This window comes from Pseudomonas sp. NBRC 111140, from assembly GCF_001320885.1.
Classification (GTDB): domain Bacteria; phylum Pseudomonadota; class Gammaproteobacteria; order Pseudomonadales; family Pseudomonadaceae; genus Aquipseudomonas; species Aquipseudomonas putida_P.
In genome coordinates this window covers 1-17,020 of the sequence record NZ_BCBQ01000115.1, presented here as the reverse complement: position 1 = coordinate 17,020, position 17,020 = coordinate 1, and the positions used below count along the sequence as shown (strand labels likewise).

Here is a 17,020-nt window from a genome sequence, read left to right as displayed (position 1 = left end):
GTAGCCTGAAAAGCCACGTCTCATAGGGATTACCCCACCCCCCTCTAGGCCAAGGTCAGCTCCCACAATTCGAGCCAGAACACTAGAATAGCTCCACGCACCTATTCAGAAGCGCTATATGCCCAACTCTGTCGAACCTGAAACCTTGGCCCAATTGCCGTTGGACGAGCTTGTCGCCTGCCACGAATGCGACCTGCTGCTGCGCAAGCCCGTGCTCCAGCACGGTGAGAAAGCCCAATGCCCACGTTGCGGTTACGAGCTTTATGCTCATCGGCACAACGTGGTCAACCGTAGCCTGGCGTTGGTACTGACCGCGCTGTTGCTGTTCGTGCCTGCCAATTTTCTACCGATCATGCAGTTGCACCTGCTTGGCCAGACCTCGGACGATACTGTCTGGAGCGGCGTACTGGGCCTGTACAATTCGCAGATGCGTGGTGTAGCGGTAGTCGTCTTCCTGTGCAGCATGGCCATCCCCTTTGCAAAACTGCTCTGCCAACTGGCGGTACTGCTGAGTATCCGCTTGAACGTGGGGCGTAACTTCGGCCTGTTGTTCTACCGCATCTATCACCACCTGCGTGACTGGGGCATGCTCGAGGTCTATTTCATGGGGGTGTTGGTGGCTATCGTCAAGCTGGTGGACCTGGCCGAGTTGACCGTGGGCCTGGGGCTGTTCTGTTTCATCAGCCTGTTGTTGATCCAGGTATGGCTTGAGGTGGTGATGTCACCGCACCAGATTTGGAGTGCACTTTCGGGGGAGGACCTGCATGCGGGCGATTGATGCAGGCATTCTTGTCTGCAATGAATGTCATGAACTGAACAAGCAAGTGCAAGACAGCACGTCGCAGACCTGTACACGCTGCGGCGCCATTGTCCATGCTCGCCGCCCAAACAGTATCGTGCGTACCTGGGCGCTGCTGATTGCCGCGTCGATCTTGTACATCCCGGCCAACCTGCTGCCGATCATGACTGTGAGTACACTCGGTCAGGGCAGCCCCGACACGATCATGTCCGGCGTCATTACCCTGCTCAAGCACGGCATGGTGCCCATTGCTGCGGTGGTGTTCATCGCCAGTATCCTGGTGCCCACGTTCAAGCTGGTGGGCATTGGCCTGCTGCTGTACTCCGTTCAGCGTCACCAGCCGCTTTCGGCGCGGCAACGGATATTGATGTACCGCTTCATCGAATTCATTGGGCGCTGGTCCATGCTCGATATCTTCGTCATCGCCATCCTGGTGGCCGTGGTGAATTTCGGCCGAATAGCCAGTGTCGAAGCCAACCTGGGCGCTGTCGCCTTCGCAACTGTGGTGATCCTGACAATGCTTGCCGCTTTAACTTTCGATCCCCGACTGATTTGGGATAACACGGAGTCGGATGACGACCATGAGTGACCTGCCAACGGCTAAAACCCGCCCAGCCTCTAACTGGTCGGCCATCTGGATCTTGCCTTTGATCGCCTTGATGATCGGTGGCTGGCTCGCGTGGCAGGCCTACAGCTCGGCCGGCGTAGAAATTGAAGTCCGCTTCGAGTCGGGTGAAGGTATCGTCGCCAACAAGACCGAAGTCATCTACAAGGGCATGCCGGTAGGCAAGGTGAAGAACCTGGTGCTCGATGCCGAGGGTGACAACCAGGGGGTGATCGCTACCATCGAGATGAACAAGGCTGCGGAGCCTCACCTGACCAAGGGCACACGCTTCTGGCTGGTTAAGCCCAGTGTCAGCCTGGCGGGTATTACCGGCCTTGAGACACTGGTGTCGGGTAACTACATCGCCGTCAGTCCGGGCGAGGGGGAGCGTACCAAGCGCTTTACCGCGTTGAAGGTGGCACCGCCGCTCTCGGATACGGAACCTGGCCTGCATCTGACCCTCAAGGCCGACAGGTTGGGTTCGCTCAACCGTGACAGCCCGGTGTTCTACAAGCAGATTCAGGTGGGTCGGGTGAAAAGCTACCGACTTTCCGAGGACCAGAGCACCGTCGAGGTCAAAGTCTTCATCGAGCCCGCCTACGCCAGCCTGGTGCGTAAGCACACGCGTTTCTGGAATGCCAGCGGCGTCAGCATCGATGCTTCGCTGTCAGGTGTGAAGGTGCGCAGCGAGTCGCTGTCGAGCATCGTGGCTGGTGGTATCGCCTTCGCCACGCCGGAATACCGCAAGGACAGCCCGCCCACCGACCCGAGCCTGCCATTCCGCCTGTATGAGGACTTTGATGCAGCCCAGGCCGGTATTCGGGTCAAAGTGAAACTGAGCGATTATGAAGGCCTGCAGGCGGGTCGCACGCCGGTTATGTACAAGGGTATTCAGGTGGGCTCGCTGAAGGCCCTGAAGATGGAAGACAACCTGTCCAGCGCGTCGGCCGAGTTGACACTGGACCCGCTGACCGAAGACTACCTGGTGGACGGGACTCAGTTCTGGGTAGTTAAACCGTCCATTTCCCTGGCGGGTATCACTGGCCTGGAAGCGCTGGTCAAAGGTAACTACATCGCCATTCGCCCCGGTGAGAAGGGCGCACGGCCAGAGCGTGAGTTCGAGGCCCGTGCCAAGGCGCCGCCACTCGATCTCAAGGCGCCGGGCCTGCACATGGTGTTGTTCGCCGACACCTTGGGTTCGCTGGAAGTCGGCAGCCCGGTTATGTACCGCCAGGTGAAGGTGGGTAGCGTCCAAAGCTACCAGTTCGCTCGCAACAGCAACCGCATCCTGATCGGTGTACATATCGAGAAGGAGTACGAAAAACTGGTCAATGGTTCGTCGCGCTTCTGGAACGTCAGTGGTATCACCCTGACCGGCGGCCTTTCTGGCATCAAGATCAAGAGTGAATCACTGCAAACATTGATGGCCGGTGGTATCGCCTTCGACACGCCGCGGCCCGATGTGGCGCTGAAACGGCACATTCCGCGCTTCCGCCTGCATGACAGCCAAGAAGCGGTAAACCGTGCCGGCACGTTGATCACCATCCGTGTCGACCGTGCAGATGGCCTGAAGCCGGGTACGGCGATCCGCTTCCGTGGCCTGGATGTGGGCAGTATCGAAAGCGTCGACCTCACCGATGACTTGCAGGCCGTGCTGCTGCGGGCGCGCATTACCGAAGCGGCGGACCGTATCGCCCGCGCCGGTACGCAGTTCTGGGTGGTCAAGCCAGCATTAGGCCTGGTGCGCACCGAGAACCTCGACACCCTGATTGGCGGCCAGTACCTGGAAGTGCAGCCGGCAGCCAAGGACCGTGGTCCGCAGCGTGATTTCATTGCCTTGGCCGATGCTCCACAGGTGGCGGGGCCAGAGGTCGGTCTGCCGTTGACACTCAGTGCGCCACGCCGTGGCTCGATCAAACCGGGTGTGCCGGTGACCTACCGTGAGGTTGCGGTGGGCAAGGTGACAGGCTTCGAGCTGGGCCAGAGCGCTGACCGTGTGCTGATCCATATCCTCATCGAGCCGCGCTATGCCGCCTTGGTACGCAGCGGTAGCCGTTTCTGGAACAGCAGTGGCTTCGGTTTCGATTGGGGGCTGTTCAAGGGCGCTACGGTGCGCACCGAGTCGGTGCAGACCCTGATCGATGGCGGTATCGCTTTTGCAACGCCAGATGGCGAGCAGATGGGCAACCCAGCACGACCGCAGCAGACATTCGCCTTGTTCGACAAGGCGGAGGATGAATGGATGCAGTGGGCGCCGAAGATCCAAATCGCCAAGTGAGAGTGTCTGCAGGGGCGGGTTTGCCCGCTCCTGCACGTGTCAATTGATGATGAATTGTGTCAATTGACCATAAATATTGGGACCGAAGGATTTCAATAAATTGCAGGCAACAAAAAACCGACCCTAGGGTCGGTTTTTCGACTAGCGCGTCGCTTAGGCAGCTGCAGCTTCTTTCAGCGCCTTGATGTGGCCATTCAGACGGCCTTTGTGACGAGCAGCCTTGTTCTTGTGGATGATACCTTTGTCGGCCATACGGTCGATTACAGGTACAGCCAGAACGTAAGCGGCTTGCGCTTTTTCGGCGTCTTTTGCGTCAATGGCTTTAACTACATTCTTGATGTAGGTGCGGACCATGGAACGCAGGCTGGCGTTGTGGCTGCGACGCTTCTCAGCCTGTTTTGCACGTTTCTTGGCGGAAGGTGTGTTGGCCACCGTCGAGCTCCTCGAAAGACTTTAGGTAAATAGCAAACAAAATAGGCCGCGAATCATGCCGATCAGTAGATCGATTGTCAAGGCCACCTGCAAGGTTCCGCCGAGCGGTGCGCCAACAAGCGGGAAAGATTCCTTTCTGCTGCGCGACCTGTACACTCGGGAATTTTTGGCTCCCCTGCGAAGGCGCGGGAGTATCGCACATTCGGACGCTGTCTGGCAGCGTCCTCTGTCATTGGCGTGAATCTTTTCGATGAACCTGCTCAAATCCCTGGCTGCAGTAAGCTCGATCACCATGATTTCGCGGGTGCTGGGCTTCGTCCGCGACACCATCCTGGCGCGCATCTTCGGTGCCGGTGTCGCCACCGACGCCTTCTTCATCGCGTTCAAGTTGCCCAACCTGTTGCGGCGGATCTTCGCTGAAGGTGCATTCTCCCAGGCCTTCGTGCCGATCCTGGCCGAATACAAGACCCAGCAGGGCGAGGAGGCGACACGCACCTTCATTGCCTACGTCAGCGGCCTGCTGACCCTGGTCCTGGCCCTGGTGACCGCCATCGGTATCCTGGCGGCGCCCTGGGTGGTGTGGGCGACGGCCCCGGGTTTTGTTGACAGCGCCGAAAAATACGAGCTGACCACCGCCCTGTTGCGAGTGACCTTTCCTTATATATTGCTGATCTCGCTGTCTTCCCTGGCCGGTGCGATCCTCAATACCTGGAACCGTTTCTCGGTACCGGCCTTCACCCCGACCTTGCTGAACGTGGCGATGATCGCCTTCGCCGTGCTGCTGACACCGTACTTCGACCCGCCGATCATGGCCTTGGCCTGGGGCGTGCTGGCCGGTGGCCTGGCGCAGTTGCTGTACCAGCTGCCGGCACTGAAGAAGATCGGCATGCTCGTGCTGCCGCGCCTGAACTTAAAGGACGCCGGTGTGTGGCGGGTACTGAAGCAGATGCTGCCGGCGATTCTCGGGGTGTCGGTGAGCCAGATCTCGTTGATCATCAACACCATCTTCGCTTCCTTCCTGGTGGCCGGCTCGGTGTCGTGGATGTACTACGCCGACCGCCTCATGGAGTTGCCTTCGGGTGTGCTGGGCGTGGCATTGGGCACGATCCTGCTGCCGACCCTGGCCAAGACCTACGCCAACAAGGACCGCGAGGAGTACTCGCGGATTCTCGACTGGGGCCTGCGCCTGTGCTTCCTGCTGGTGCTGCCCTGCACCCTGGCGCTGGCCATTCTTGCCGAGCCACTGACCGTTGCGTTGTTTCAATACGGCAAATTCAGTGCGTTCGATGCGGCCATGACCCAGCGGGCGCTGATGGCCTATTCCGTGGGCTTGCTGGCGATCATTCTGGTCAAGGTACTGGCACCCGGCTTCTATGCGCAGCAGAATATCCGCACGCCGGTGAAAATCGCGATCTTCACGCTGGTTTGCACTCAGCTGTTCAACCTTGCCCTGGTCGGGCCGCTCGCACATGCCGGCCTGGCATTGGCGATCAGCCTCGGTGCCTGCCTGAATGCCGGCTTGCTGTTCTGGAAGCTGCGCAGTCAGCAGTTGTTCGAACCTCAGCCAGGCTGGGCAATGTTCCTGCTCAAGCTTGTTTTGGCAGTGGCACTCATGTCGGCGGTACTGTTGGCGGGCATGCACTATATGCCGGCCTGGGAGCAGGGCATCATGCTCGAGCGCTTCCTGCGCCTGGGGGCGTTGATCCTGGCGGGCGTCGTGACGTATTTCGGCTGCCTGTACCTGTGCGGCTTCCGGCCTCGGCATTTCGCCCGCAAGGCCTTGCACTAAGGCTTGGGGCGGGTCAAACGTCGGTTTTTCGCATTCCACGCCGCCCTTGGGCGCTGCTGCCTGTCACCAGCGCCCGGGTGTGGTTATAATCGGCCACTTTATGAGCAAGAAGCGCGTTATGCAGCTGGTTCGAGGTCTTCACAACCTGCGCCCCGAGCACCGGGGCTGTGTCGCCACCATTGGCAACTTCGACGGGGTTCACCGCGGCCACCAGGCAATCCTGGCGCGTCTGCGCGAGCGCGGCCAGGCCTTGGGCCTGCCGACCTGCGTGGTGATCTTCGAACCGCAACCACGCGAGTACTTCGCCCCTGAAACCGCGCCGGCGCGCCTGGCCCGCCTGCGCGACAAGGTCGAGCTGCTGGCCGCCGAGGGCATTGACCGGGTTTTGTGCCTGGCGTTCAATCAGCGCCTGAGCAAGCTCAGCGCCGATGCCTTCGTCAAGGCCATCCTGGTCGACGGCTTGGGTGTGCGTCATCTCGAAGTGGGCGATGACTTCCGCTTTGGCTGCGACCGTGCTGGCGATTTCTCCTTCCTGATCGAGGCCGGCAAGCAGTACGGCTTTACCGTCGAGGCCGCCAACACGGTAATCCAGGACGGCCTGCGGGTCAGCAGCACCGAAGTGCGCAAGGCCCTGTCCGAGGGCAACTTCGAACTGGCCGAGCACCTGCTGGGTCGCCCGTACAGCATCACTGGCCGCGTACTGCATGGCCAGAAGCTGGCCCGCCAGCTCGGCACACCTACCGCCAATATCCAGCTCAAGCGCCGCCGCGTGCCGCTGTCCGGGGTCTACCTGGCCAGCATCGAAATCGACGGCAAGGCCTGGCCGGGTGTCGGCAATATTGGCGTGCGTCCCACCGTTGCCGGTGATGGGCGCCCGCACCTGGAAATTCATCTACTGGATTATGCCGGTGACCTGTATGGCCGGCGCCTGACGGTGGAGTTCCACCACAAGCTGCGTGAAGAGCAGCGATTCGCCTCCCTGGAGGCGCTGAAGTCGGCGATCGATGCGGATATCGCCGCCGCACGTGCACATTGGCACGCTCAACCGCTAACGAAGAGCCTGAAATGACCGACTACAAAGCCACGCTTAACCTTCCGGACACCGCCTTCCCCATGAAGGCCGGCCTGCCTCAGCGCGAACCGCAGATCCTGCAGCGCTGGGACAGCATTGGCCTGTACCAGAAGCTGCGCGAAATTGGCAAGGATCGTCCCAAGTTCGTCCTGCACGACGGCCCGCCCTATGCCAACGGCAAGATTCACATCGGTCATGCGCTGAACAAGATCCTCAAGGACATGATCGTCCGCTCCAAGACCCTGGCCGGCTTCGATGCGCCGTATGTACCGGGCTGGGACTGCCATGGCCTGCCGATCGAGCACAAGGTCGAGGTTACCCACGGCAAGCACCTGTCCGCCGACCGCACCCGCGAGCTGTGCCGCGAATACGCCGCCGAGCAGATCGAAGGGCAGAAGACCGAGTTCATTCGCCTGGGCGTGCTGGGTGACTGGGACAACCCGTACAAGACCATGAACTTCGCCAACGAGGCCGGTGAAATCCGCGCCCTGGCCGAGATGGTCAAGCAAGGCTTCGTGTTCAAGGGCCTCAAGCCTGTGAACTGGTGCTTCGATTGCGGTTCGGCCCTGGCTGAAGCGGAAGTCGAGTACGCCGACAAGAAATCCCAGACCATCGACGTGGCCTTCCCGGTTGCCGATGAAACCAAGCTGGCCGCTGCTTTCGGCCTGGCGTCGCTGGCCAAACCGGCCGCCATCGTGATCTGGACCACCACCCCGTGGACCATCCCGGCCAACCAGGCGCTGAACATCCACCCGGAGTTCAAGTACGCCCTGGTCGACACCGGCGAGCGCCTGCTGGTACTGGCTGAAGAGCTGGTCGAGTCGTGCCTCAAGCGCTACAACCTGGAAGGCTCGATCATTGCCACCGCCCAAGGTTCGGCGCTGGAGCTGATCAACTTCCGTCACCCGTTCTATGATCGCCTGTCGCCAATCTACCTGGCCGACTACGTCGAGCTGGGCGCGGGTACCGGCGTGGTGCATTCGGCACCTGCCTACGGTGAAGACGACTTCGTTACCTGCAAGCGCTACGGCATGGTCAACGACGACATCCTCACCCCGGTGCAGAGCAACGGTGTATATGTCGAGTCGCTGCCATTCTTCGGCGGCCAGTTCATCTGGAAGGCCAACCCGGCCATCGTCGAGAAGCTGAGCGAAGTCGGTGCGCTGATGCACACCGAAACCATCAGCCACAGCTACATGCACTGCTGGCGCCACAAGACCCCGCTGATCTACCGTGCTACTGCGCAGTGGTTCGTGGGCATGGACAAGCAGCCAACCACCGGCGAGCCGCTGCGTGAGCGCGCGCTGAAAGCCATCGAAGACACCAAGTTCGTGCCGGCCTGGGGCCAGGCGCGCTTGCATTCGATGATCGCCAACCGCCCGGACTGGTGCATTTCGCGTCAGCGCAACTGGGGCGTGCCAATCCCGTTCTTCCTGCACAAGCAGACCGGCGAACTGCACCCGCGCACTGTCGAGCTGATGGAGCAAGTGGCCAAACGCGTCGAGCAGGAGGGCATCGAGGCTTGGTTCAAGCTGGACGCCGCCGAGCTGCTGGGCGTTGAAGCCGACCAGTACGACAAGATCACCGACACCCTCGACGTGTGGTTCGACTCGGGTACCACCCATTGGCACGTGCTGCGTGGCTCGCACGACATCGGCCACACCACCGGCCCGGTCGCCGACCTGTACCTGGAAGGCTCTGACCAGCACCGTGGCTGGTTCCACTCGTCGTTGCTGACCGGTTGCGCCATCGACAACCACGCGCCATACCGCGAGCTGCTGACCCATGGCTTCACCGTGGACGAAAACGGCCGCAAGATGTCCAAATCGCTGGGCAACACCATCGAGCCGGAGAAGGTCAACAACACCTTGGGTGCCGACATCCTGCGCCTGTGGGTTTCGGCCACCGACTACTCCGGTGAAATGGCGGTTTCCGAGCAGATCCTGCAGCGCAGCGCCGACGCCTATCGCCGTATTCGCAATACCGCGCGCTTCTTGCTGTCCAACCTGTCCGGCTTCGACCCGGCCCGCGACCTGCTGGCCCCGGAAGACATGCTGGCACTGGACCGCTGGGCCGTGGACCGCACCCTGCTGCTGCAGCGCGAGCTGGAAGAGCACTACAGCGAGTACCGTTTCTGGAACGTCTACTCCAAGGTGCACAACTTCTGCGTTCAGGAACTGGGCGGCTTCTACCTCGACATCATCAAGGACCGCCAGTACACCACTGGTGCCAACAGTGTCGCCCGCCGCTCCTGCCAGACCGCGCTATACCACATCAGCGAGGCGCTGGTGCGCTGGATCGCGCCAATCCTGGCGTTCACCGCCGACGAAATCTGGCAGTACCTGCCGGGCGAGCGCAACGAGTCGGTAATGCTCAACGGCTGGTACCAGGGCCTGAGCGAGCTGCCGGAAGGCACCGAGCTGGACCGCGCCTACTGGGACCGCGTGATGGCGGTGAAGGCCTCGGTGAACAAAGAGCTGGAGAACCAGCGTACCGCCAAGGTGATCGGTGGCAACCTGCAGGCCGAAGTGACCCTGTACGCCGACGAAGGCCTGAGCGCCGACCTGGGCAAGCTGGGCGACGAACTGCGCTTCGTGCTGATCACCTCGGCCGCCAGCGTGGTGCCGTTCGCTCAGGCGCCGGCCGAAGCCGTGGCCACCGAAGTCGAAGGCCTCAAGCTGAAGGTGGTCAAGTCCGGCCACGCCAAGTGCGGCCGTTGCTGGCACTTCCGCGCCGACGTTGGCAGCCACCCGGAGCACCCGGAAATCTGCAGCCGTTGCGTCGACAACCTGAGCGGTTCGGGTGAGGTGCGCCACTATGCCTAACCCTGCAGCGGGGCGCTTCGGGCGCCTTGCATGGCTTTGGCTGAGCTTGCTGGTCCTGGTCCTCGACCAGGCCACCAAGCTGTACTTCAACAACGCCCTGACCATGTACCAGCAGATTGTGGTCATCCCTGACTACTTCAGCTGGACGTTGGCCTACAACACCGGTGCCGCGTTCAGCTTCCTCGCTGATGGCGCTGGCTGGCAGCGCTGGCTGTTCGCCCTGATCGCCGTGGTGGTCAGTGCCGTGCTGGTGGTATGGCTCAAGCGCCTGGGGCGCAACGAGACCTGGCTGGCCGTGGCACTGGCGCTGGTGCTGGGTGGCGCCATCGGCAACCTGTACGATCGCATCGTGCTGGGCCATGTGGTCGACTTCATCCTGGTGCACTGGCAGAACCGCCACTACTTCCCGGCCTTCAACGTGGCCGACAGCGCCATCACCGTTGGTGCGGTGATGCTGGCGCTGGATATGTTCAAGAGCAAGAAGTCCGAGGATCCGGTCCATGACTGACACCCGTATCGGCCAGAACACCGAAGTCACCTTGCACTTCGCGCTGCACCTGGAAAACGGCGACACCGTCGACAGCACGTTCGACAAAGCCCCGGCCACCTTCAAGGTTGGCGATGGCAACCTGCTGCCGGGCTTTGAAAGCGCCCTGTTCGGTTTCAAGGCCGGTGACAAGCGCACTGTGGTAGTGGCCCCGGAGAACGCTTTCGGCCAGCCTAACCCGCAGAACGTGCAGGTTATGCCGCGCTCCAACTTCGAAGGCATGGAGCTGTCCGAAGGCCTGCTGATCATCTTCAACGACGCCGCCAACACCGAGCTGCCAGGTGTGGTCAAAGCGTTCGATGACGACCAGGTGACCATCGACTTCAATCACCCACTGGCTGGCAAGACCCTGACCTTCGAGGTGGAGATCCTCGAGGTGAAGGCCCTGTAAGCCTGGAGCCGAGCATGCAAATCAAACTCGCCAACCCTCGCGGCTTTTGCGCGGGGGTCGACCGGGCGATCGAGATCGTCAACCGCGCGCTGGAAGTCTTCGGCCCGCCGATCTATGTGCGCCACGAAGTGGTGCACAACAAGTTCGTGGTGGAAGACCTGCGCAACCGTGGCGCCATCTTTGTCGAAGAGCTGGACCACGTGCCGGACGATGTCATCGTCATCTTCAGTGCCCACGGTGTTTCCCAGGCCGTGCGCCAGGAAGCGGCTGGCCGTGGCCTGAAAGTGTTCGATGCCACCTGCCCGCTGGTGACCAAGGTGCACATCGAAGTGGCCAAGTACAGCCGCGATGGCCGTGAGTGCATTCTCATCGGCCACGAAGGGCACCCGGAAGTCGAAGGCACCATGGGCCAGTACGACGCCAGCAACGGTGGCGCCATCTACCTTGTCGAGGACGAGGAAGATGTTGCCAACCTGCAGGTGCGCGACCCGGACCACCTGGCCTTCGTCACCCAGACCACGCTGTCGATGGACGACACCAGTCGCGTCATCGACGCCCTGCGTGCACGCTTTCCGAACATCGGTGGCCCGCGCAAGGACGACATCTGCTACGCCACCCAAAACCGCCAGGACGCCGTCAAGCAACTGGCCGGCGAGAGTGACGTGGTGCTGGTGGTCGGCAGCCCGAACAGCTCCAACTCCAACCGCCTGCGCGAGCTGGCCGAGCGCATGGGCACTCCGGCTTACCTGATTGATGGTGCCGAGGACCTGCAACGCGGCTGGTTCGACCAGGCCGCGCGTATCGGCATCACTGCCGGTGCTTCGGCCCCCGAAGTGCTGGTGCGTGGCGTGATCGAGCAACTCAAGGCTTGGGGCGCCACGGGCGCTGAAGAGCTGGATGGGCGGGAGGAGAACATCACCTTCTCGATGCCTAAAGAGCTGCGGGTTCGGTCGCTGATCTGATCAGGGCCTTGCGCACAGCGGATGATTCGGTTCGCCTGTGCGCAAGGCTACTCTGCCAGTGCTTGCCAGAACCACATGATAAGGGCTGTTGGTTTTTTCGCAGACTACAAGCCGGCCACTCAGCTGAGCGTTGTTTGGCTGCATCGGCACACCCTGTGCACTGAATTTCACCTGCCCCCCCGTATTCGCTGCGATGTACATGGGTCGAGAAAGCCGATGTTCACGCAGCACTTGCTGATTGTGCTCTAACACTGCACGCCAGCCATTCCCCCAATTACCGTCCAGCGCCACTACAACTACCGGTTGGCCCTGCAGCACGGCATGGCTGCGCGCACTGCGCAGTGCCTGGGCCAGATCTCGGGCCGCTGCCGCCCGGTGTAGGTCGTCACTCATCCTGGCGTAGGCCGGAATACCCAGCTGTGTCAGCAAGACAGCCACCGCCAAGGCCGACAACATTTGAATCAGTGTTACGCCGCGTTGCCTCACCGTGCATTCCTCCCTGGAAGTGCTTGGCTATAGCTTCACGTTCGCTGGCCAAGCGTTCTAGTCGGCCGGTTCCAAGGCTATTGCAGGAAAAGTCACGGGAGGTGCAAGGATGCACGTAAGGCAACGGGGCATGACGCTCCTGGAAGTGCTGTCGGCTGTCGCGGTTGTGGCCGTGGGCATGTTCGCAACCGCAGCGATGCAGTTGCAGGCATTGCAGGCGACGGAAAGCGCACGCCGTGATGGGCAGGCGGCGATGGCGGCGCATAGCGAGCTTGAGCGGAGGCGGCGATGAGGCGCCGCCAGATTGGGTTCGGTTTGCTTGAAGTTGTGATGGCACTGGCCATCGGGTTGCTGCTGCTGGCGGCGGCCAGCCAGCTCTTTACCTCCGCACACCAGGCTTGGCGCCTGCAAAGCACGGCAGTGCGTATGCAGGATGAAGCACGTCAGGCATTACTGCGTATGGCGCAGGACATCCGCATGACGGGAATGTTTGGCTGTCTTCAGATCGGTCCAGGCGACTTCAAGGCCCCGGGCTCACAGTTGGCTTTCGCCCGACCATTGGAAGTTGATTCCACTACCCTCAGCCTGGTTGTAGCGGAGTTGCCCGGACAGGCTGGCAAGTCTGACTGGCTCTTGCACACAGACTGCATCGAGAAAGTGAGCGTGGATGTGGATCCCAAAGAGGGCTATCCACTGGCGTTTCCTATCAGCAGATACGTCTACCAGCTCCAGGGCAACCAACTGAAGTTCAAGCGAGGAAGAAGCTTTCAGCCGCTGGTCGAGAATGTACGAGAGGCGCGCTTCGAACGTGTGCAAACACCCGAAGGAGTGAGAGTGGATATCGCGCTTACGTTGTACGAGCCCACGCTCAAACTCGAACAGCGCCATGAGCTTAGCGTGGCGCTGCGCAACTCGGTGCCGGGGCCATGAAGCGTCAACGCGGTGTCGTGCTGCTGTTGGCGTTGGTACTGAGCCTGCTGCTCGGCTTGCTGGCGGCCTCAGCCCTGAGTGATGCCTTGGTGGAAACGCGAATGGCCGGCCACCTGCGCGATGGTCTGCTGGCGCTCGAAGAAGCGGAGGCCACCTTGCAAGCAGGGGAGGCCGAGATCAAGCGTGCACCTCCTGATCCGTGTTCCGCGTGCATGCCGCCAGCTCGACCGCACGACCTGGCCGGGCAGTGGCACAGCACGCAAGAGGGCTATTTCCACCTGCAGAATCTTGGCCCGAGTACGCGCGCGCAGGCCACCCTGTTTCGGATAACCGCCGTGAGCAAACAAACCCAGTCACGACAGGTACTGGAAGCCGTCTACGCCGTGGCCGACGACAAGATGCAACGCATGGCCTGGCGACAAAGACTCAGAGGAGACTGACATGCAGCAAGGCTTGAGCCTGATCGAGTTGTTGATTGTGCTGGCCGTGACCGGCATTCTGGCAGCCATTGCCTACCCCAGTTACAGCGACCAGCTTCGGCGAGCCGCGCGCAGCGAAGTGGTTGGCCTGCTGCATGATGCCGCCCTGCGTCTGGAGCGCCACCGCGTGCGCACCGGCGAGTATGCCGAGGGCGACCCGGCCTTGCCCGACGGTACCCGCTACTACAGCCTGCAGGCCCAGCGCGGCAGCGACACCTTCACGCTGCACGCCCGGCGGCTGCCGAATGGGCTGATGGCACAGGATGGCTGTGGCGATTTCCAGCTCGACCAGGCTGGCGCGCGCAGCAACCCCGGTGCCGTTGGTGGCAGCGAGCACTGCTGGGGAAGCTGAAGGTTGAATGATGCCCGGTGCATCGCGGTTTTACTTCAGGTGTTGGATCGACAGATGAACAAGCAAGTAGTGGTGGTCGGCGGCGGGGTGATTGGCCTGCTGACGGCGTTCAACCTGGCGGCAAAGGTCGGCCAGGTGGTGGTGTGTGATCAGGGCGAGGTTGGCCGCGAGTCGTCCTGGGCTGGCGGTGGCATTGTTTCGCCGTTGTACCCATGGCGCTACAGCCCGGCGGTGACCGCCCTGGCGCACTGGTCGCAAGACTTTTATCCACAGCTGGGCGAGCGCTTGTTCGCCAGCACCGGCGTCGACCCCGAAGTGCACACCACTGGGCTGTACTGGCTCGATCTGGACGACGAGGCCGAAGCGTTGGCCTGGGCCGAGCGCGAGCAGCGACCGCTTAGCGCCGTGGATATCTCGGCGGCCTATGACGCGGTGCCGGTGCTGGGCCCGGGCTTCAAGCGCGCCATCTACATGGCTGGGGTGGCCAATGTGCGCAACCCACGGTTGGTCAAATCGCTGAAGGCGGCGCTGCTGGCGCTGCCTAACGTGACCTTGCGCGAACACTGCCAGATCACCGGTTTCGTGCAGCAGGACGGGCGCGTGACCGGGGTGCAGACCGCCGACGGCGTGCTGGTGGCGGATGAAGTGGTGCTCAGCGCTGGCGCCTGGAGTGGTGACCTGCTGCGTACCCTTGGCCTCGAACTGCCGGTAGAGCCGGTGAAGGGCCAGATGATCCTGTTCAAGTGCGCCGACGACTTCTTGCCGAGTATGGTGCTGGCCAAGGGGCGCTATGCGATCCCACGGCGTGATGGGCACATTCTGGTGGGCAGTACGCTGGAGCATGCCGGTTATGACAAGACCCCGACCGGGGATGCGCTGGACAGCCTGAAGGCATCGGCGGTGGAGTTGTTGCCTGAGCTTGAGGGGGCCACGGTGGTGGCGCACTGGGCGGGGCTGCGGCCGGGCTCGCCGGAAGGTATTCCGTATATCGGGCCGGTGCCGGGGCATGCGGGGTTGTGGCTGAACTGCGGGCATTACCGTAATGGGCTGGTGCTGGCACCGGCTTCGTGCCAATTGTTTACCGACTTGCTGACCGGGGCCGAGCCGATTATCGACCCGGCGCCTTATGCGCCAGAAGGTCGTTTGGGCTGAGGGCTTCTTCGCGGGTAAACCCGCTCCCACAGGTGCAGCACAGGTTTGAAAACCGTGTGATCCCTGTGGGAGCGGGTTTACCCGCGAAAGGGCCAGCGAGCCTGTTAGAGCGCTCAACCGGTAATAGGAGCCTGCAAGTGCCGGCTTGGGTAATGCTGTTCATACACCTTGCACACCCGCAGCACCTGCTCATCGGCGAAGCGCCCGGCCACCACCTGCAGGCCCACCGGCAACCCTTCGCGGGTAAACCCGCAAGGCACCGAAGCCGCCGGCTGTTGCGTCAGGTTGAAGGGGTAGCTGAACGGCGTCCACTCCATCCACTGCGCCATCCCCGACCCAGGCGGCACGTTGTGCCCAGCCTCGAATGCCACCAGCGGCAGCATGGGGGATAGCAGCACGTCATAGCGCTGGTGGAAGGCATTCATCTTCGCTATCAACGCTGCCCGCGCCTCAAGCGCCTGGGTGTATTCGCGCAGGTTGATCTGCGCCCCTTGCTCGGCAATCCAGCGCAGCCCAGGGTCCAGCAGCGCCCGTTGCTCTTCGCTTAGCGCGCCGGCCAGGCGGGCCGCGCCGGCGAACCACAAGGTGTTGAAGGTTTCCAGCGGGTCGCTGAAGCCAGGGTCCACTTCCTCTACCTGCGCACCCAGCCGCGCCAGGCGTTGCACCGCTTGTGCCACCAGCGCCTGGACCTGCGGGTCGACCTGCACGTAACCGAAATTCGCGCTGTAGGCGATGCGCAGGCCGCTCAGGTCTTGCTGCTGGCCCAGCCACGGTGTCTGCCGTGGCGCACCGGCCAGGCCATCACGGGCATCGGGGCGAGCGACACAGTCGAGCATCAGCACCGCGTCGTCCACGGTGCGCGTCATTGGCCCCAAGTGCGACAGCACGGTCATGGCGCTGGCTGGCCACTGCGGCACATAGCCGAAGGTTGGCTTGATGCCGAAGGTGCCGGTAAAGGCGCAGGGAATACGAATCGAGCCACCGGCATCGCTGCCCTGGTGCAGCACACCCAGGTTCAGCGCCGCGGCTGCCGCGGCACCACCCGACGAGCCGCCGGCAGTCAGCCTGGTATCCCAGGGGTTGCGGGTGATGCCGTACAGCGGATTGTCTGTTACCCCTTTCCAGCCGAACTCCGGCGTGGTGGTCTTGCCCACCAGCACCGCCCCGGCCTCACGCATGAACGCGGAGAAGGGCGCATCGATGTCCCATGGCCCGGCGCCCGAGGTGGTGCGCGAGCCTTTGCGGGTGGGCATGCCTCGGGTCAGGGTCAGGTCCTTGATCGAAGCGGGTATGCCATCCAGCCGGCTACAGGGCTCGCCACGTTGCCAGCGCTGTTCGCTGGCGCGGGCGGCGGCGCGGGCCCCTTCGCCGTCGACATGGCAGTAGGCGTTGACTGCCGGGTTGTGCAGGTCGATGCGCGCCAGCACATCGTCGACTACCTCGACTGGGGACAGTTGGCGGCGCTGGTACAGCTCGAGCAGTTCGACGGCAGTGAACTCGCCAATCGCGGTTTTCTGGGTCATCTCAACGGGCTCCCGGGTTGGCGGCCTGGAACATGGCGCGCAACAGTACGTCACAGCCGTCGGCCAGGTCCTGCGGTGCGGCATTTTCGATTTCGTTGTGGCTGATGCCGCCCTCGCACGGCACGAAGATCATCCCGGCCGGGCCCAGCTCGGCGAGGAAGATGGCATCGTGGCCGGCGCCGCTGACGATATCCATGTGGCTCAAGCCCAGCTCGCGCGCGCCCTGGCGCACGGCGTCCACGCACTGCTCGGCGAAATACAGCGGCGGGAAGTCGGCGGTCGGGGTCAGCGTGTAGCTCAGCCCGTGCTTGGCCGTGCTGCTTTCGATGGCGGCCTGTACTTCGCTGACCATGGCGGCGAGGTGCTTGGGGTCGAGGTGGCGCAGGTCGATGGTCATCT

At 62.3% G+C, this 17,020-nt stretch carries 18 protein-coding genes; 14 read left to right on the top strand and 4 right to left on the bottom strand.

Going from position 1 to position 17,020, the window contains the following annotated elements:
• The first annotated feature begins 118 nt into the window (after positions 1-118).
• Genes APH42_RS25800 through APH42_RS25790 form a run of 3 tightly spaced genes read left to right on the top strand, consistent with a single transcriptional unit; the run spans position 119 to position 3,681 of the window.
• Entirely contained in the window at positions 119-778 is a 660-nt protein-coding gene (locus APH42_RS25800) for a paraquat-inducible protein A (RefSeq protein ID WP_060494529.1), read from the top strand.
• Positions 765-1,388: a paraquat-inducible protein A gene (locus tag APH42_RS25795; RefSeq protein WP_012270365.1), complete on the top strand. Its 624-nt coding sequence runs from the start codon at positions 765-767 to the stop codon at positions 1,386-1,388. The genes APH42_RS25800 and APH42_RS25795 overlap by 14 nt, the downstream gene beginning before the upstream one ends.
• Complete coding sequence (locus APH42_RS25790; RefSeq protein ID WP_041166362.1) at positions 1,381-3,681, top strand: PqiB family protein; 2,301 nt, start codon at positions 1,381-1,383, stop codon at positions 3,679-3,681. Before APH42_RS25795 ends, APH42_RS25790 begins: the two co-directional genes overlap by 8 nt.
• A 153-nt stretch (positions 3,682-3,834) precedes the next feature.
• Here the strand turns inward: APH42_RS25790 and rpsT are convergent, their stop codons facing one another.
• Positions 3,835-4,113, bottom strand: coding sequence for a 30S ribosomal protein S20 (rpsT, locus tag APH42_RS25785; RefSeq protein WP_003247625.1), 279 nt, complete (start codon positions 4,111-4,113; stop codon positions 3,835-3,837).
• A gap of 250 nt (positions 4,114-4,363) precedes the next feature.
• Here rpsT and murJ point away from each other — a divergent pair, with 250 nt between their 5' ends.
• The 6 genes from murJ to ispH all read left to right on the top strand — a co-directional run bounded on the left by murJ (position 4,364) and on the right by ispH (position 11,699).
• A complete protein-coding gene (murJ, locus tag APH42_RS25780; RefSeq protein ID WP_012270367.1) occupies positions 4,364-5,902 on the top strand; it encodes a murein biosynthesis integral membrane protein MurJ in 1,539 nt (512 codons plus the stop codon).
• A 118-nt stretch (positions 5,903-6,020) separates the two neighbouring features.
• The gene (gene ribF, locus APH42_RS25775; RefSeq protein WP_060494528.1) at positions 6,021-6,971 is read left to right on the top strand and encodes a bifunctional riboflavin kinase/FAD synthetase; all 951 of its coding nucleotides are present in this window, start codon (positions 6,021-6,023) and stop codon (positions 6,969-6,971) included.
• The gene (ileS, locus tag APH42_RS25770) at positions 6,968-9,799 is read left to right on the top strand and encodes an isoleucine--tRNA ligase (protein ID WP_012270369.1); all 2,832 of its coding nucleotides are present in this window, start codon (positions 6,968-6,970) and stop codon (positions 9,797-9,799) included. Before ribF ends, ileS begins: the two co-directional genes overlap by 4 nt.
• Positions 9,792-10,307 (top strand): signal peptidase II, encoded by a 516-nt coding sequence (gene lspA, locus APH42_RS25765; RefSeq protein WP_012270370.1) that lies wholly within the window; start codon positions 9,792-9,794, stop codon positions 10,305-10,307. Before ileS ends, lspA begins: the two co-directional genes overlap by 8 nt.
• Positions 10,300-10,737, top strand: coding sequence for an FKBP-type peptidyl-prolyl cis-trans isomerase (fkpB, locus tag APH42_RS25760; protein WP_012270371.1), 438 nt, complete (start codon positions 10,300-10,302; stop codon positions 10,735-10,737). The genes lspA and fkpB overlap by 8 nt, the downstream gene beginning before the upstream one ends.
• A gap of 14 nt (positions 10,738-10,751) precedes the next feature.
• Entirely contained in the window at positions 10,752-11,699 is a 948-nt protein-coding gene (ispH, locus tag APH42_RS25755; protein ID WP_060494527.1) for a 4-hydroxy-3-methylbut-2-enyl diphosphate reductase, read from the top strand.
• On the opposite strand, the gene APH42_RS25750 is transcribed toward ispH, so the two are convergent.
• Positions 11,700-12,185 carry a GspH/FimT family protein gene (locus APH42_RS25750; RefSeq protein ID WP_012270372.1) on the bottom strand — a complete coding sequence of 162 codons (486 nt, stop codon included), beginning with the start codon at positions 12,183-12,185 and terminating at the stop codon, positions 11,700-11,702.
• Positions 12,186-12,294: 109 nt separating this feature from the next.
• On the opposite strand from APH42_RS25750, the gene APH42_RS25745 reads away from it, so the two are divergent.
• From APH42_RS25745 to thiO, 5 genes are read left to right on the top strand one after another with little or no spacing between them, the layout of a single operon-like run.
• On the top strand, positions 12,295-12,477 hold the full coding sequence (locus APH42_RS25745; RefSeq protein ID WP_060494526.1) for a prepilin-type N-terminal cleavage/methylation domain-containing protein: 183 nt from the start codon (positions 12,295-12,297) through the stop codon (positions 12,475-12,477).
• Complete coding sequence (locus tag APH42_RS25740; RefSeq protein WP_060494525.1) at positions 12,474-13,115, top strand: PilW family protein; 642 nt, start codon at positions 12,474-12,476, stop codon at positions 13,113-13,115. The genes APH42_RS25745 and APH42_RS25740 overlap by 4 nt, the downstream gene beginning before the upstream one ends.
• Complete coding sequence (locus tag APH42_RS25735; protein ID WP_060494524.1) at positions 13,112-13,555, top strand: hypothetical protein; 444 nt, start codon at positions 13,112-13,114, stop codon at positions 13,553-13,555. Before APH42_RS25740 ends, APH42_RS25735 begins: the two co-directional genes overlap by 4 nt.
• A 1-nt stretch (position 13,556) precedes the next feature.
• Entirely contained in the window at positions 13,557-13,946 is a 390-nt protein-coding gene (locus APH42_RS25730; RefSeq protein ID WP_012270376.1) for a type IV pilin protein, read from the top strand.
• A gap of 54 nt (positions 13,947-14,000) precedes the next feature.
• The gene (gene thiO, locus APH42_RS25725; RefSeq protein WP_060494523.1) at positions 14,001-15,098 is read left to right on the top strand and encodes a glycine oxidase ThiO; all 1,098 of its coding nucleotides are present in this window, start codon (positions 14,001-14,003) and stop codon (positions 15,096-15,098) included.
• A gap of 113 nt (positions 15,099-15,211) precedes the next feature.
• Here thiO and APH42_RS25720 read toward each other — a convergent pair whose 3' ends face one another.
• On the bottom strand, positions 15,212-16,621 hold the full coding sequence (locus tag APH42_RS25720; protein WP_060494522.1) for an amidase: 1,410 nt from the start codon (positions 16,619-16,621) through the stop codon (positions 15,212-15,214).
• Between the two features lies 1 nt (position 16,622).
• Positions 16,623-17,020: M20/M25/M40 family metallo-hydrolase (locus APH42_RS25715; protein ID WP_156352911.1), on the bottom strand; the 398-nt coding region annotated here is incomplete at its 5' end.